The following is a 15343-nucleotide window of genomic DNA, read 5'->3' as shown; positions in this document are numbered from 1 at the left end:
TTCGTGCGCAGCGCACGAACAACGAACAACGCTTTTGAATTACTTAAATAGTCCTGATTTTTTATCGCTGTAATCGCGCGGCATATCACTTGCGGCTTTATCGTCCGACTTGCGCTTTTCGCTATTTATTTTATTGGCCATACGTAGTTCGCGCATGGTGTCTTCAGCGAAAAACGGCAGACTTGGCTGTTCTTGCTCGCGCTGCAATAAGTCTGCGCTGTGATGTAGATACGCTTTTAGCTTATCTTGTGTTTCTTCCAACTGACCGACAAGCGCTTGCGCTGTGGCAAGGTGTTCAGCGACTTCTTGGCGGTAATCAGCCAGCTGTTGCTTGGTTTGCGTCACTTGGTCGTTCAGTTCTGCTTCATCCGAATGCTCCGCGAGCCAGTAGCGCGCCGCAAAAAAACCAACAATTGCTCCGGCAACGACTAATAAAATTCCAATAATCCAGCTCATAATTACTCCTTAAAAATGCAATTCGCATGATAAACTAACACCTACTAGCATAATCTAGAAAAGGGTCGAAGTGGTAGTGACAACGAACAAGCTTACGCCAATCTCAAAATATGAGCAGGACCTTAACAGTGGTAATTTCACGCCAGACGAGGCGCAACGCCGCGCTGTTGAAGCCTTGCAGCGCCTTTACGACGAACTGGTCTTATTTCATAACCAAGCGACGCAACCCAGTCTCTTAAAATCCATTAAAAGCCTGTTTGGTGCTACCGCCAAGGTACCCAAGGGCATTTATTTCTGGGGCGGTGTTGGCCGCGGTAAAACCTACTTAGTCGATACTTTTTACGAAACGTTACCATTTGAGCAGAAGCTACGTGTCCACTTTCATCGCTTTATGCACCGCGTGCATGCTGAGCTTAAAGAACTCAAAGGGCGTAGCGATCCGTTGCCATTGATTGCTGACAAGCTTGCGGCCGAGGCGCGGGTGGTATGTTTTGATGAATTTTTCGTACAAGACATTACCGACGCAATGATCTTGGGCACACTCATGCAGGAATTGTTTAAACGCAATGTGGTGCTTGTAGCTACCTCAAATATTGTGCCGGACGAGTTATATCGTAACGGCTTACAACGTCAGCGTTTCTTGCCAGCGATTGAACTGATTAAGCAACATTGTGAAATCATCAATGTTGATAGTGGTATTGACTACCGCTTGCGCACATTGACGCAGGCTGAAATTTATCACTCCCCAGCGGACGCGGCAGCCGATGCCAATATTGAGCGATACTTCACCGAATTAGCGCCGGACCACTGCAACCGTGATGAGCACGGTTACATTACGGTGAATAATCGTAAGATTCCGGTGCGGATGGAGTGTGATGACGTGGTGTTGTTTTCATTTGAGGCAATCTGCGGTGGCCCTCGCTCACAGAACGACTATATTGAATTAGCACAGTGCTATCACGCGGTGCTGATTAGTGATGTACCGCAAATGGGTTCGCATAATGATGACGCAGCGCGTCGTTTCATCGCCTTGGTTGATGAGTTTTATGAGCGACGCGTTAAACTGATCATGTCAGCGGCCACGAAACTTGATGCACTTTACACCGACGGCAGACTTAACTTTGAGTTCAAGCGCTGCATCAGCCGCTTACTTGAAATGCAAAGTCACGAATATTTAGGACTCGCACACAAACCATGACTTTAACTGACCTGACGTTAGCAATTGGCGGTCTAGGCCTACTGTTACTCGGTATGCAGTTGCTCACTGATGGTTTGAAAGCTGCCGCTGGCAGCCATTTACAAACTTTCCTCGAACGCTCCACTCAAACTCGTATGCGTGCCGCTTTGTCAGGTTTTACCGTGACTGCCCTGGTGCAATCATCCAGTGCAGTTGTTGTTGCTTTACTCGGCTTTACTAACGCCGGCATGCTTAAGTTGCGCGAAGCTGCGTGGGTGGTTTTTGGCAGCAACGTAGGTACCACCATGACCGCGTGGATAGTCGCGTTGATTGGTCTTAAGCTCAATATTGGCGTTTTTGCCTGGCCGCTTATTGGTTTTGGCATGCTCATTCAGCTGGTTCGTAAAAACTCAGTTGCTGGCAACGTAGGCACGGCGATTGCTGGGTTCGGTGTATTGTTTGTCGGGCTAGATACACTGCGCGATGCATTTGAACAAGTGGTAACGGTGTTACCGGTCGAGCAATTGCAAGTTACCGGGGTGGCAGGTGTGCTAGTGGCCGTAGCGGCAGGGGCGTTGCTTACCGCGCTGGTGCAATCGTCCTCAGCAGCACTCGCAATTGTTTTAACGGCTTCAGTCAGTGGCGTTTTTAGCCCACTTGCCGGTGCTGCTGTGGTGATTGGCGCCAATATTGGCACCACCATCACGGCGTTGCTGGCCAGTGTGGGCGCAACCGCACACGCGAAACGCTTGGCGGCGGTACATGTTCTCATGAACAGCGTGACTGGCGCAGTTGCACTGGTGTTATTGGTCCCTTTATGGTGGGTCGCAGAATTGCTTTCTGGTGGTGAGCAAGTCACCAATATCAGTTCAGGGCTTGCAGTATTTCATACATTGTTCAACGTGTTAGGCTTGGCGCTAATGTGGTTGCTGGATAACCGAATTTTCCGCCAAGTTGAGCGTTGGTATCGGCTACCGCCTTTGCGCTCGGGTGAGCCGCGCTTTCTGGATAAAACTGTACTTCAAATTCCCGCCATGGGTTTGGGTGCCGCGCAGCAAGAACTCAACCGGGTTTTGCGCCAATATATTATGCGCCTAAGAGCGTTACTACGTGATGACGCAGTAAACACTGATACCGAAGAAGACATCGCGACGGGCGAGCTACTTGGACATATAAAGGTTTACCTTAATTTGCTCAGCGAAAAGCAATTGCATGGTGACGAAGCACTAAAGCTGGCGGAGCTTCATAATAGCTATGCACGTTTAATTGATTTACGCGATATCGTCGAAAAACTTCGCGCTGCTAAGCCGGAGTATATCGACGCTAGCCTCAATCATGATATGCGCAATCAACTGCTTGAATTATTGAGTGGCGCAGACATGAAAGACCGTTCGGAAGCGAGTTGGTCGGCACTATTAAGTTCAATACGCGCAACGCGCAACCTACTGCGGCATACCTGGTTGACGAATATCGCCGCGAACGAGTTGTCGCCAACTGAGGGCGCCGCGTTGTTCCAGCTTGCAAGCTTGTGGGAACGCAGTGCCGAAATCATCGCAGCACTGAAAGCCTGAAAAGCGTTATTCGTTATTCGTCCGTTCGCGTTGCTCACTGTTCGTACGCTTCGCTCTTCGAATAGTGCGCAGCACGGACGAGCAGCGCAGCGCACGACAAGCGCAGCGATCGAATAACGATTAACGAATAACGAATAACGAATAACGATTAACGAACATCACCGTTGATCTTTCGATCACTTTTCCCTATAATCCGCGCAGCCCACGTTACAGGTACAACTAACCGTTAAGTGGCTCAACCACAGCGGTTGTTGTGGTTCGCGGGGAAGCCCGGAACTACTGTCGTGAACCTTAAAGAAAAGAGTAATTTCAATGAGTACATTTGTTGCAAAACCAGAAACTGTACAACGTGACTGGTATGTTATTGACGCTGAAGGCAAAACCTTAGGTCGTTTAGCGACTGAAGTTGCTACACGCTTGCGCGGTAAGCATAAGCCTGAATACACTCCTCACGTAGACACTGGTGATTACATCATCATCGTTAACGCTGAGAAAGTGACTGTTACTGGCCGTAAGGCACAGGGCAAGATCTACTATTCACACACTGGTTACCCAGGCGGTATCAAAGAAATCAGCTTCGAGAAGTTGATTGCTAAGAAACCAGAAATGGTAATTCAGAAAGCGGTGAAAGGTATGTTACCTCGTGGTCCACTAGGTCGTGCCATGTTCCGTAAACTGAAAGTGTACGCTGGTGCAGAGCACAACCATGTAGCTCAGCAACCAAAACAACTTGAAATTTAAGACGGAGCATGAAGACTATGGCACAGAATCAATACTACGGTACTGGTCGTCGCAAAAGCTCGACTGCACGCGTTTTCTTGCGTCCAGGCAGCGGCAACATCAGCATCAATAACCGCACTTTAGAAGAATACTTTAGCCGTGATACCGCTCGTATGGTTGTTCGTCAACCGCTTGAGTTGGTAGAAATGGTTGAAAAATTCGATTTGTACATCACCGTTAAAGGTGGTGGTACGAGTGGTCAAGCTGGCGCAGTGCGTCACGGGATTACCCGTGCACTGATGCAGTACGACGAAACTCTACGTAGCAACTTGCGTAGCGCGGGTTATGTAACGCGTGACGCACGTCAAGTTGAACGTAAGAAAGTCGGCTTGCATAAAGCGCGTAAGCGTCCACAGTTCTCGAAGCGTTAATTCGAAAGCTCGAGTACGTCAAAAACCCGGCCTTTGTGCCGGGTTTTTTGTCTTTATCCTTGTAAAAATCAGGGCATTTCTTTATCATCTGAGAGCATTTTTTTATTGTCGCTCACCCGCAAGTTGTTTGGGTGGGCCTAACGCAGCAGCTAATTACTGACTTCGCGGCAAAGTCCCGTGAAGCGTCCAAACTGGAGAGTAAGTGGATGAGCAATGCGCCTGTAGATAAAGGCCGCCGTCGTTTTCTGACTGTCGCGACATCTGTCGTTGGAGCAGCGGGCGCGGTTGGTGTTGCCGTTCCTTTCATTGCATCGTGGAACCCGAGTGAAAAAGCAAAAAACGCGGGTGCCCCAGTGGAAGTGAACATTGGAAAAGCTGAGCCGGGCCAATTGGTTCGGGTTGAATGGCGTGGCCAACCTGTTTGGGTTGTGCGTCGTACACCAGAAATGTTGGCGTCGCTCGAAGCCGTCAACGATCAGCTTCGTGACCCGAATTCTGACGAGCCACAGCAACCAGAGTATGCAAAGAACTTGCATCGCTCGCGCAAAGAAGAATTCTTTGTGGCGGTTGGTATCTGTACCCACCTAGGCTGTTCACCACAGTTTTTAGACCAAGGTATGGGTGAATATGTTGAAGGTGCAGAGACTGGCTTCTTCTGTCCATGTCATGGTTCAGTATTTGATATCGCCGGTCGCGTATTCCAAGGTGTTCCAGCGCCATATAACTTGGTTGTTCCACCGCATTACTACATCAGCGATACAACCATTTTAATCGGTGAAGACGGGGGACAAGCCTAATGAAAAAGCTCATTGCATGGTTTGACGAACGTATTCCGATGACCAAAACGTGGAATATCCACTTAGCGCAGTATCCTGCTCCGAAAAACTTTAACTTCTGGTACATCTTTGGTGTGCTGGCTACTTTGGTTTTAGTGAACCAGATTCTTACTGGTATCTGGTTAACGATGAACTATGTCCCATCAGCTGAAGGCGCCTTTGCCTCGGTTGAATTCATCATGCGAGACATTGAATACGGCTGGTTGTTGCGCTACATGCACTCCACCGGCGCGTCAGCGTTCTTTGTGGTGGTGTACCTCCACATGTTCCGCGGCATGATGTACGGCTCCTACCAGAAGCCACGCGAATTGCTGTGGGTATTCGGTATGCTGATCTTCTTGGTGCTAATGGCTGAAGCCTTTATGGGCTACTTGTTGCCATGGGGCCAAATGTCATACTGGGGTGCACAGGTAATCATTTCATTGTTTGGTGCAATTCCAATCATCGGTGATGACTTAACGCTGTGGATTCGTGGTGACTATGTCATTTCCGGCGCTACCTTGAACCGCTTCTTCGCATTGCATGTTATTGCCTTGCCATTGGTTTTGGTTATCTTAGTGTTCTTGCACATTATCGCATTGCACGAAGTTGGCTCGAACAACCCTGAAGGTGTTTCAATTAAGAAACCTAAGGGCTCGGTACCAGAGTCTGAGAAGCCGAAGTTCACGTTCCACGAGCGCTTCACGAAGAAGTACGACATTGTTGATGCATTCCCATTCTTCCCGTATTACATCGTGAAAGACTTAGTGGGCGTTGCTATCTTCTTGTTCTTCTTCTGTTACGTCATCTTCTTTGCTCCGGCAATGGGTGGTCTGTTCTTAGAGCCACCAAACTTTGAAGCGGCTAACCCGCTGAAAACGCCAGCGCATATAGCACCTGTTTGGTACTTCACGCCGTTCTATGCAATTTTGCGTGCAGTTCCAGATAAGTTGTTCGGTGTTATCTTGATGTTTGGCGCTATCGTCGCCTTGTTCGTATTGCCATGGCTTGACCGCGGCAAAGTACGCTCAATTCGCTACCGTAGCACCATTCACAAAGTGAACCTGACGGTATTTGCGATCAGCTTCATCGCGCTTGGCTACTTAGGTCTGAAGCCAGCGACTGAGGTTTACACTATGTTCGCGCGTATCTTCACCTTCTTGTACTTTGCGTTCTTTGTTGTCTTGTTCTTCTACAGTAAGAACGAGAATACGAAGCCAGTTCCAGAGAGGATTACTAAGTGATGAAACAGTTTATTAAAAATACTCTGCTGGTAGCAGCATCACTGTGGTCAGTTGCAACATTAGCAGCTGACCCGACGGTTCCACTGGATAAAGCGAACGTTGACTTGCATGACAAAGCGTCATTGCAACGTGGTGCACAGTTGTTCATGAACTACTGCTTGGGTTGTCACTCAATGCAGTATCAACGCTACAACCGCACGTTCAAAGACCTAGAGATTCCTGAAGAATTAGGGGTCGAGAACTTACAATTTACAGGCGAAAAAGTCGGTGACTTAGTAACCAACGCCATGACTGCCGAAGATGCAGGTAATTGGTTTGGTACAACAGCTCCAGACTTAACGCTGGTTTCACGCGTTCGTGGTGCTGACTGGATTTACACCTACTTGCGTTCATTTTATGTAGACGAAAGCCGTCCATTTGGCGTGAACAATGCAGTATTTCCAGCGGTTGGTATGCCGCATGCATTGCAGGAACTGCAAGGTGTGCCGCGTAAAACAACTGAACAGCGTATGATCGACGGCGAAATGCAGGACGTTTATGTAGGTATCAAAGCCGATGGCAGCGGTATGTTGACTGAAGCTGAATACGACCAAGCTGCGCTTGATTTGACCAATTTCTTGGTTTACACAGGTGAACCAATGATGTTGCAACAGAAGCGCATTGGCTGGTACGTGTTCGGTTTCCTATTAGTCTTTTTGATTTTCGCGATACTGCTGAAACGTGAATTCTTTAAGGACGTGAAATAAGCTTTATGGAGAACAACATGTCGGTTGCGGCAAACAAACGGTCAGTAATGACCTTATATTCGGGCGTAAATGACTTACGCAGCCATCAAACGCGTATCGTGCTTGCAGAGAAAGGCGTTGGTGTTGAGATAACATTTGTTGACCCGGATAACCGTCCGGAAGACTTAATGCAACTTAACCCATATGCGGACTCATTGCCGACACTGGTTGATCGCGAGTTAGTGCTTTATAACGCTCATATCATCATGGAGTACCTTGATGAACGTTTCCCGCACCCGCCATTAATGCCGGTGTACCCTGTTGCACGGGGTACCAGCCGCTTAATGATGTACCGTATTGATCGTGATTGGTATGCGCTTGCGGAAAAAATTAGAGCTGGTGGTAAAGGTGCTGAAGCAGCACGTCAGGAGCTACGCGAAGGTATTTTATCGCTGGCACCATTGTTTGCAGACTCACCTTTCTTCATGAGTGAAGAGTTTAGCTTGGTTGATTGCTATCTCGCTCCATTGTTATGGCGTTTGCCATTGTATGGTATCGAGTTAGAAGGTGCCGGCGCGAAAGAAGTAAAAGCCTACATGGTTCGTGTGTTTGAGCGCGAATCATTCCAGGAATCCCTCACCGAGAATGAGCGAGACTTAGGTCGGTGAGTGACCAAGAGATGACACCACGCCGTCCGTACTTAGTGCGGGCGGTGTATGAGTGGATAATCGATAATCAAGTAACACCACACCTAGTGGTTGATGCGGATTATCCTGGCTGTCAGGTGCCGTGGCAGTTTGTGCAAGACGGTCAGATTATTCTTAATATTTCCCCAACTGCGGTTACAAATTTTGTTGTCGACAACGAATCGGTGCAATTTAACGCCCGGTTTTCTGGCAACCCGCATCGGGTGATTGTACCTATGGGTGCAATATTAGCACTGTATGCTCGTGAGAACGGTGCTGGGTCAGTATTTGAACCAGAACCTTATTACGACACCCCAAGTGTAACCACGCTCGAGCAATCGTCGGAGCAGTTGTCTTCAGAAATTGATGAAGACAAGGAATCGGCGCAAAGCGAACCCAAATCAAAATCTAAAGCAACCAAGAAGAAGTCGTCAGGCTCGCATTTGCGCGTTGTAAAATAAAACGTGTTATTCGAATGCGTCGATAACGCGTGTAACCCCATTAATGTTGCGCGCGATATCAATAGCGAGCTGCGCAATATCACGGTCTACCAAGCCCATTAGTGCAACCTCACCATTTTCTGTAACGACCTTAATATCACTTACTTTAATCTTATCGTTAGCAACGAATTTAGCCTTTATTTTGCTCGTAATGTACGTGTCTTTGCTGATCTGCCCAAATGAGATAACTGGTGCAACCTGAAGTTCGTTGTGCACACGGTCGACGCCCTTGGTATTGCGAACAATATGGCTGGCAAGTTCGCGCAGTGAGCTGTTAGTTACCTGACCCAGCAGCAATACCGAACGATTAAATGAAACTACTTGCACGCGTGAGTCATCCATTCGATCGTCATTTTTTAACGCTGTAATCACGCGTACTTCAATGGTTTGATCATCAATTTGCGTGCCTACACTTCGGGTATCCGTCGCCGCAGAAATACCCACCGCTGTGGCGCCCACTAAGGCTGCCGCACAACCGCTTAACGTCACCGTAAGAAGGGCGCTAAGAAACGTGGTACGAATCAATTTCCGACGGTTGCTCATGAATCTGTCTCCTGTGGAAAAATACGATGTTCGATAATGGTACACAGCATATTTGAAATCTGTAGTAAGTGCTCACTAGCTCGCGCGCTGTTGCTGGTCGGTATCCTTATCTCGACATCCTCAGGGCCAAGTAGGCCAGCGATGTCCGTATCGCTATTGTGCGTTATTGCAATAATAAGCATCTCACGACTCAATGCGGCTTCCATGGCTGCGCTTACACGCGGTGCGCGTTCACAGGCATTGAATACCATTAACACATCATTTGCTTGCCCCACTGCTTGAATTTGCTGGGCGAACATACGGGTATGTTCTTTAGCACCATAATCGGCATGTAACGAGGTAACCGGAAAGGGCGGCCGCTCAAAACTTAAGCCAGTTAACATGATGTGGGCAAAATGGCGTGACGTAGCGTGTGCCAGGCTTTCGCCACAACAATAGATCTTGCGACCCTGCAGTAACGACCCAACCAATAAGTTAGCAGCGCTTTCGAGCGGCTCTTGCAGCATATCTGCTGCCGCAATTTGGGTTTGAATGCACTCAGTAAATAAGGTTTTTATTGGGTCTTGCATATAGCCTCTTCAAAATGCATCCTGCAACCATTGGGCTTGTTCAAAGTCCATCACAATGGCTACGATGTCAAAACGCATGAAAGTAACATGCTCATTTAAGTTTTGCTGAATTAAAAAGAGTTGCGCGCAACGTCGAATTCTTTGACATTGATCTGCGGTAATCTGTTCAACCACACTCGCAAATCTTTCGTTGCTTCGAGATTTTACCTCAATAAACACCCAAGCGTCGCCATCTCGCATAATTAAATCAATTTCGCCCATGTCACAGCGAAAATTGCTTTGTACATGATCTAAACCATTCCGCTCAAGCAGCGCGCGGGCAATTTCTTCGCCCTGATTTCCCATATCCTTGCGTGACATTCCATGTCCTTAACCTGTCGATGTTACTGAGTTTTTAGTTACTCGGCTACGACTTCGTGCCCTTTGAAGCGTGCCCAATTAAGTTTTCGCGTTACTTGCTCATCGGTAACCTGTAATTCGCCAGTTAACCCTTTGGCGGATATGCCAGGCATTGTTTGCAGTAGCGGTAAACGCTGACTTAACAATAGTGCATCGTGACCAAATGCTACAAGCCGCGCAGTGCTATAGCCCCAGCCAGTGCGCATCGCTAAAAGCTCTTCCAGAACCTCGCTTTCGCTATGACCAGGCAGCAACCAAGGAGCTTCAGTAAAACGCACATTGTCTAAGTCGTTTTCGCTAAGATCATTGCGTAGGGTGTGGCTACCGGAGTTGGCATACACGGGTAGCGCTTTCATAAACGGCGAAATATTTACGTCAATAAATGGTTTCAACAGGCGCGTTTGTTCAATTCCACCAACCAAATAAACTGAATCTATATCTGCTCGGCTGCGCGCTTGTGACTCAACAATAATCTTGCCAGCCGCAATCTTCACTTGGTAGATACGTGCTTCACTGGTGGTAACACCAAGCTGGTCTTGCACTGCTGATTTCATTTCTTCGGTATTCCGATAGCTACCCAACGCAATACTGGTGTCATCCGCAAACTGCGCTTGCCATGCTTGTTTGAAAAGCTCAGCTTGCTGTTGGCCCCGATTAGTAGCCGGTGCTAATACAACCGGGTGCCGATGCCCACGCTGTGCCATATATGCAGCGGCTTGTTTAATTTCAGTTTCGGTATCCAATGCGAAGAAATGTTGCAAGCCATGCACTGCTACAAAGCCGGTTTCCGGCTCATTGAGCGTTAGCCACGGTAAGTCCTCTGGCAGCGTACTGACATCAATGGCAGCAACATTGGGTTTCAATAATGGCCCTAAAAGCATGCTTGCTTGATGCTGCTGCAGTAGTTCAGGCAAGGCCGCGAAATCGAGCTGATTGGTATCAATAAACACAGCCTTAACCTGCGGCTGGCGCGTTAATGCTTTGATGATACCGTCGCGTACCGCATTGCCTTGTTCTTGGTATTGGCCAGTTAGCGGCAGTAATACTAAAACCTGATTACGGGGCTGAGCGGTAAGTGCAGTTAGATTGTCCACCACGAATTGACCGGGATGATCAGCAAAGTTCTGCTGCCACTGACTTAAAATGGCATCGAATTGATTCGGGGTGGCGCTGATTTCATGCAAGGCTGTCATTAGTTGCACCCATCCCGCCACCAATCGGCTGCGTTGAGAGCTTGGTGGCAAAACCACCGCGTTCGGGTCGGTAACCTGTTTCAATACTGCCCAAACTTCGGTCGGTTCAATATGTTCCGGTACCACATTAACCAGCTGTAACTGATACCGCGCAGCCTGTTGCCAATGCCGCTGTGCGCGCGCTGCTTGCAAGGCAAGTTCAAGTGTTTGCTCCGGATAATCTTGCGATAAGCGTGGTGTTAACAACGGTTGCAATAATTGCTCGGCATAGGTCCAACGGCCTTCATATGCAGCGAAGCGGGCTTCCAGTAAAGCTACAAGTTGCTGCTGCTCCGCACTCAAGGCTTGTGGCTCAAAGTGGCGTTGCACTTGGGCAATAACCACTGCACTTTGTTGCCACTGCTCGTCACGTTGAAAGGTTGCTGCTGCTTGCAATAAGGCATCCACTTGCGCAGCACCCTCTAGCAATCGTGCATTAGCCAACCAGCTAGACGCAGAGCGATCTTGCTCAGTTAATGGCACCGCAATAAAATCGGTATCGTCACCGCGTGTTTGCGGTTGTTCTGACCCTGAACGCGGGCCGGAAGAACATGCTGTTAGTGCAACAATAACCATGCACAGCAGCAACTTCTTTGGCACAATAGCAGCCGTCATTTCTGATCCACCAATAGTTTCATCAATGGGTCATACTATAAACCGTACGGCACACCTAAACAACGGAGCTGTGTGGTTCTTACAAGGGGTTAACATGAGCGCAACGAAAGCGGGCAGCTTATTCATCGTACCGACACCCATTGGTAATTTGGGCGATATCACCGAACGCGCGTTAAATGTCTTGCGCGATTGTGATGCGATTGCCGCTGAAGATACCCGCCATAGCGGACAACTGCTGCAGCATTTGGGCATTCGCAAAGAAATGTTTGCGCTGCACGAGCACAATGAACGTCAACGGGCCAGCCAGGTAATTGAACGCCTGCAACAAGGCGATAATATTGCTTTGATAAGTGATGCTGGAACCCCGCTAATCAGTGATCCTGGCTACGTTTTGGTACAGCAATGCCGCGCAGCAGGCGTGACCGTAACAGCGTTACCGGGGGCATGCGCCTTCGTAACTGCACTCTCGGGAGCAGGACTACCCACTGACAGATTTACCTTTGAGGGGTTTCTTCCCGCCAAACCACAACAGCGTCGCAAGCGCCTGCAGGAACTTGTTAGTGAAACCCGCACCTTAGTTTTTTACGAATCACCGCATCGAATTGCTGACACCTTAGCCGACATGGTTAGCGAAATTGGCGCCGACCGGCCGTTAGTTATGGCGCGTGAACTCACCAAGCAATTCGAAACGTATTTGAGTGGCAGCATTGCCGAAGTGCAACAACGTGTTATCGAAGACAGCAATCAACAACGCGGCGAAATTGTGCTGATTTTAGGTGGTGCTGAAGAGCAGGCGGCAGAGGATGTAAACCCTGCAGCCATGAAGACATTAAATTTGTTGCGCAAAGAGTTACCACTAAAAAAAGCCGCTGCGCTGGCCGCTGAAATTCACGGTGCGCGTAAAAACACCTTGTATCAGCTAGCACTCGAGCAAGATAACACGTAGAATGCGCGCTCGGGAGTCAGCCAGGCAATCGCTGCTTGTGTGCTTGCACATAAGGGGAGGAAAGTCCGGGCTCCATAGGGCAGGGTGCCAGATAACGTCTGGGCGGCGTAAGCCGACGACCAGTGCAACAGAGAGCAAACCGCCGATGGCCTGCGTAAGCAGGATCAGGTAAGGGTGAAAGGGTGCGGTAAGAGCGCACCGCGCGGCTGGTAACAGTTCGTGGCACGGTAAACTCCACCCGGAGCAAGGTCAAATAGGGGTTCATTGGCGCGGCCCGCGTTGAACCCGGGTAGACTGCTTGAACGCTAGAGTGATTTAGCGGCTAGACGAATGATTGTCCTCGACAGAACCCGGCTTATCGGCTGGCTCCCGACACTTCACCCTGGATACCATTGTTATCCATCACGTTGCGATTAAATTGCTGCGTGAATCGAATAAATTCATTGAGTGGCATTGCTCGGCCGTAGAAGAATCCTTGCTGGAAGTGACAGTGTTGTTGCTGCAGAAATTCAACTTGCTGCTCATGTTCAACACCTTCCGCAACCACTTTCATATTCAAGGTGTGGGCGATACGAATCAGCACTTCAACCAAAGCTTTTTGTTGACCCTGATGCGGTACGTTATGCAAGAAGCTGCGGTCAATTTTAATCACATCAATTGGGTATGAGCGCAGGTAGTTCAAGCTCGAATAGCCGGTACCGAAGTCATCTATGGCAAGTGTAATGCCCGCATCACGCAGCTTGCGCAAATTCGCAAATTGGCGTTCTTTATTGCGCATCAGCATCGACTCGGTAATTTCAAACATCAGGCGATTCGGCGGCACATCGGCAGCGGCGATTACGTTTAACCAGTGGGTTGCGGCTTGGCGATCGTTAAACTCTCGCGGTGAACGGTTAAGCGCGATGGACAAATCAAGCCCAGCTGCGTTCATTTTCTTCCAATCGCGCACAACTTGGCGCAGCACAAAATCACCCAACCCTATGATTGCGCCAGTTTTTTCCGCAATCGGAATAAACTCGGCTGGCGAAATAGCGCCGCGCTCAGGATGTGTCCAGCGCAGCAGTGCTTCACAACGCGTCAGTAAACCGGTTTCCGTTTCAATAACAGGTTGGTAATGCACTTCAAACTGTTCGGCTTCAATGCCTTTGATAATCTGATGGTGCAGATTGATATCCCGTTCGGTACTTTGACGCAATTGCTCATCAAAGAAATGCACACTCATAGCACCTTGAGTTTTAGCGGCATACATTGCTAATTCTGCGTGCTTCAGTAGCTGCTGAACTTCTTGACCGTCATGCGGGAACATTGCGATGCCGGTACTGGCGGTCATATTAATATGGTTGTGTTCAATATCCAGCGTATGCAACAGATCATTCATAATGGCTTTCGCGCGAATTTCCGCTTCACTTGGATCATTCAGGTCACGCAACACAATCGCAAATTCATCACCGCCAATACGAGCGAGTAAGTCATCTTCACGAATACTGGTACGAATCCGCTCAGCTACGCGCTGTAGCAGTGCATCGCCAACTTCATGGCCGAGCACGTCATTGATTTCGCGCAAATGGTCAAGATCAAGAACCAACAACGCAAACTTTTGTTGATTGCGTAATGCAGAGCGAATATCAGCGCCAAGTTGCTCAGAGAAGAAATTACGATTTGGTAAATCGGTCAGCCCGTCATAGCGTGCTTGATAAGCAATGGTGGAAATTGCACCGCGCAGACGATGCTGGGTAAATATCAGCATTAAGAAGGCAGATAAAATAACCGCCGTTAAGCCAATACCAATAGCCCAGTGCAACCAGAAGTCGGCGTTGGTGGCAACCCAGCGGCCGTCTCGCGGATAAGCTGCAAGTTCCCAACGCCCACGCGGGAAGGTAATCTCCGTAACCAAAGCATCTTGCTGAAACACATCATTTTCGCCAGCAAATGGTACAGCGGTTGTCTCAGACTCGGTCACCGCATGGCGAATTGCAAACGAGTAGTTTGGATGCTGATAGAAGCGCACGCCATCTAATAGATGCACGTGGTCGATAACTAAAGAAGCGATGCCCCACAGCGTACGATCGTTTCGAAACACTGGCATGCGCGCAATTAACGCTTCGCGCCCCTGCGTAAGACGCAAGGGGCCCGTAAGCACCACGTCTTTAACGGAAATAGCACGTAATATGCCGGCATATTGCTCGGTATCAAGGCGGTAGTTGAACCCAATCATCGACTGGTTGCCTTCAACGGGGTAAACAAATTTAACTTCAAGTTCAGGAGCAAGCGCAACATGCATGATGTCAAGATTGGACGAAAGGAATTCATCCATGATGTGCTGTAAGCGCACTCGGTCGGGGTTGTCTTGCCAAAGAATTTCTGGGCGCAAAGCTCTAAGCGCAAGCATATTAGCTTGTAGACGTTGCTCAATCTGGCCGCGCATTGCGCTTAAATGTTCCCCGGCACGCCGCTTTTCAACCTCGAGTTGCTGCTGGCGTTCACCGTCAACCACAAGGTAAACCGCATACAGCAAAGCCGACGCGATGAAGAGCACGACAACAAGGTAGCGCAATAAGCGCCAGCGTTCGGACTGCTTACCGAACTTATCTGGAAAACTCACAACATCTATCTGCTTCATTTATATGAGAAAGCTTATTGTTAGAATTATATGCTAGATGACATACCTACCGCATCATCCTTTACATGAACCTTTCCGTCAAGAGCGGTCGCAC

At 48.8% G+C, this 15343-nt stretch carries 15 protein-coding genes, 1 other RNA gene and 1 pseudogene; 11 read left to right on the top strand and 6 right to left on the bottom strand.

Annotated features, from left to right (window positions below; all coding sequences use genetic code 11):
- Positions 1-39: 39 nt before the first annotated feature.
- Positions 40-456, bottom strand: a complete 417-nt coding sequence (locus tag EGC76_RS06330) for a Z-ring associated ZapG family protein (protein ID WP_128352162.1) — start codon at positions 454-456, stop codon at positions 40-42.
- A gap of 76 nt (positions 457-532) precedes the next feature.
- Between EGC76_RS06330 and zapE the strand changes: the two genes are divergently transcribed.
- From zapE to EGC76_RS06285, 9 genes are all read left to right on the top strand, one after another.
- Complete coding sequence (gene zapE / locus EGC76_RS06325; RefSeq protein WP_128352161.1) at positions 533-1654, top strand: cell division protein ZapE; 1122 nt, start codon at positions 533-535, stop codon at positions 1652-1654.
- A complete protein-coding gene (locus tag EGC76_RS06320; RefSeq protein WP_128352160.1) occupies positions 1651-3204 on the top strand; it encodes a Na/Pi cotransporter family protein in 1554 nt (517 codons plus the stop codon). Before zapE ends, EGC76_RS06320 begins: the two co-directional genes overlap by 4 nt.
- 312 nt (positions 3205-3516) lie before the next feature.
- Entirely contained in the window at positions 3517-3945 is a 429-nt protein-coding gene (gene rplM / locus EGC76_RS06315) for a 50S ribosomal protein L13 (protein WP_128352159.1), read from the top strand.
- A 17-nt stretch (positions 3946-3962) separates the two neighbouring features.
- Positions 3963-4355 (top strand): 30S ribosomal protein S9, encoded by a 393-nt coding sequence (rpsI, locus tag EGC76_RS06310; RefSeq protein WP_128352158.1) that lies wholly within the window; start codon positions 3963-3965, stop codon positions 4353-4355.
- Positions 4356-4561: 206 nt separating this feature from the next.
- On the top strand, positions 4562-5152 hold the full coding sequence (petA, locus tag EGC76_RS06305) for a ubiquinol-cytochrome c reductase iron-sulfur subunit (RefSeq protein WP_128352157.1): 591 nt from the start codon (positions 4562-4564) through the stop codon (positions 5150-5152).
- A complete protein-coding gene (locus EGC76_RS06300; RefSeq protein ID WP_128352156.1) occupies positions 5152-6414 on the top strand; it encodes a cytochrome b in 1263 nt (420 codons plus the stop codon). Before petA ends, EGC76_RS06300 begins: the two co-directional genes overlap by 1 nt.
- The gene (locus tag EGC76_RS06295) at positions 6414-7160 is read left to right on the top strand and encodes a cytochrome c1 (protein ID WP_128352358.1); all 747 of its coding nucleotides are present in this window, start codon (positions 6414-6416) and stop codon (positions 7158-7160) included. The genes EGC76_RS06300 and EGC76_RS06295 overlap by 1 nt, the downstream gene beginning before the upstream one ends.
- 17 nt (positions 7161-7177) lie before the next feature.
- Positions 7178-7807 carry a stringent starvation protein SspA gene (sspA, locus tag EGC76_RS06290; RefSeq protein WP_128352155.1) on the top strand — a complete coding sequence of 210 codons (630 nt, stop codon included), beginning with the start codon at positions 7178-7180 and terminating at the stop codon, positions 7805-7807.
- An 11-nt stretch (positions 7808-7818) separates the two neighbouring features.
- Positions 7819-8286, top strand: a complete 468-nt coding sequence (locus EGC76_RS06285; protein WP_164876813.1) for a ClpXP protease specificity-enhancing factor — start codon at positions 7819-7821, stop codon at positions 8284-8286.
- A gap of 6 nt (positions 8287-8292) precedes the next feature.
- On the opposite strand, the gene dolP is transcribed toward EGC76_RS06285, so the two are convergent.
- From dolP to EGC76_RS06265, 4 genes are read right to left on the bottom strand one after another with little or no spacing between them, the layout of a single operon-like run.
- Complete coding sequence (gene dolP, locus EGC76_RS06280; RefSeq protein WP_128352153.1) at positions 8293-8868, bottom strand: division/outer membrane stress-associated lipid-binding lipoprotein; 576 nt, start codon at positions 8866-8868, stop codon at positions 8293-8295.
- Positions 8865-9437 carry an SIS domain-containing protein gene (locus EGC76_RS06275; protein WP_128352152.1) on the bottom strand — a complete coding sequence of 191 codons (573 nt, stop codon included), beginning with the start codon at positions 9435-9437 and terminating at the stop codon, positions 8865-8867. The genes dolP and EGC76_RS06275 overlap by 4 nt, the downstream gene beginning before the upstream one ends.
- 9 nt (positions 9438-9446) lie before the next feature.
- A complete protein-coding gene (locus tag EGC76_RS06270; protein ID WP_128352151.1) occupies positions 9447-9797 on the bottom strand; it encodes a YraN family protein in 351 nt (116 codons plus the stop codon).
- Between the two features lie 38 nt (positions 9798-9835).
- Positions 9836-11683, bottom strand: coding sequence for a penicillin-binding protein activator (locus tag EGC76_RS06265; RefSeq protein ID WP_128352150.1), 1848 nt, complete (start codon positions 11681-11683; stop codon positions 9836-9838).
- 94 nt (positions 11684-11777) lie between these two features.
- Here EGC76_RS06265 and rsmI point away from each other — a divergent pair, with 94 nt between their 5' ends.
- Positions 11778-12629, top strand: coding sequence for a 16S rRNA (cytidine(1402)-2'-O)-methyltransferase (gene rsmI, locus EGC76_RS06260; RefSeq protein WP_128352149.1), 852 nt, complete (start codon positions 11778-11780; stop codon positions 12627-12629).
- Between the two features lie 12 nt (positions 12630-12641).
- Positions 12642-13003: RNase P RNA component class A (gene rnpB, locus EGC76_RS06255), an RNA gene on the top strand.
- A 143-nt stretch (positions 13004-13146) separates the two neighbouring features.
- Here the strand turns inward: rnpB and EGC76_RS12075 are convergent.
- Positions 13147-14910: pseudogene (locus EGC76_RS12075) on the bottom strand (putative bifunctional diguanylate cyclase/phosphodiesterase); the annotation flags it as partial.
- Between the last annotated feature and the right edge of the window lie 433 nt (positions 14911-15343).

This window comes from Pseudidiomarina gelatinasegens, from assembly GCF_004025325.1.
Lineage (GTDB): Bacteria > Pseudomonadota > Gammaproteobacteria > Enterobacterales > Alteromonadaceae > Pseudidiomarina > Pseudidiomarina gelatinasegens.
This window is presented reverse-complemented; position numbering and strand designations above follow the sequence as displayed.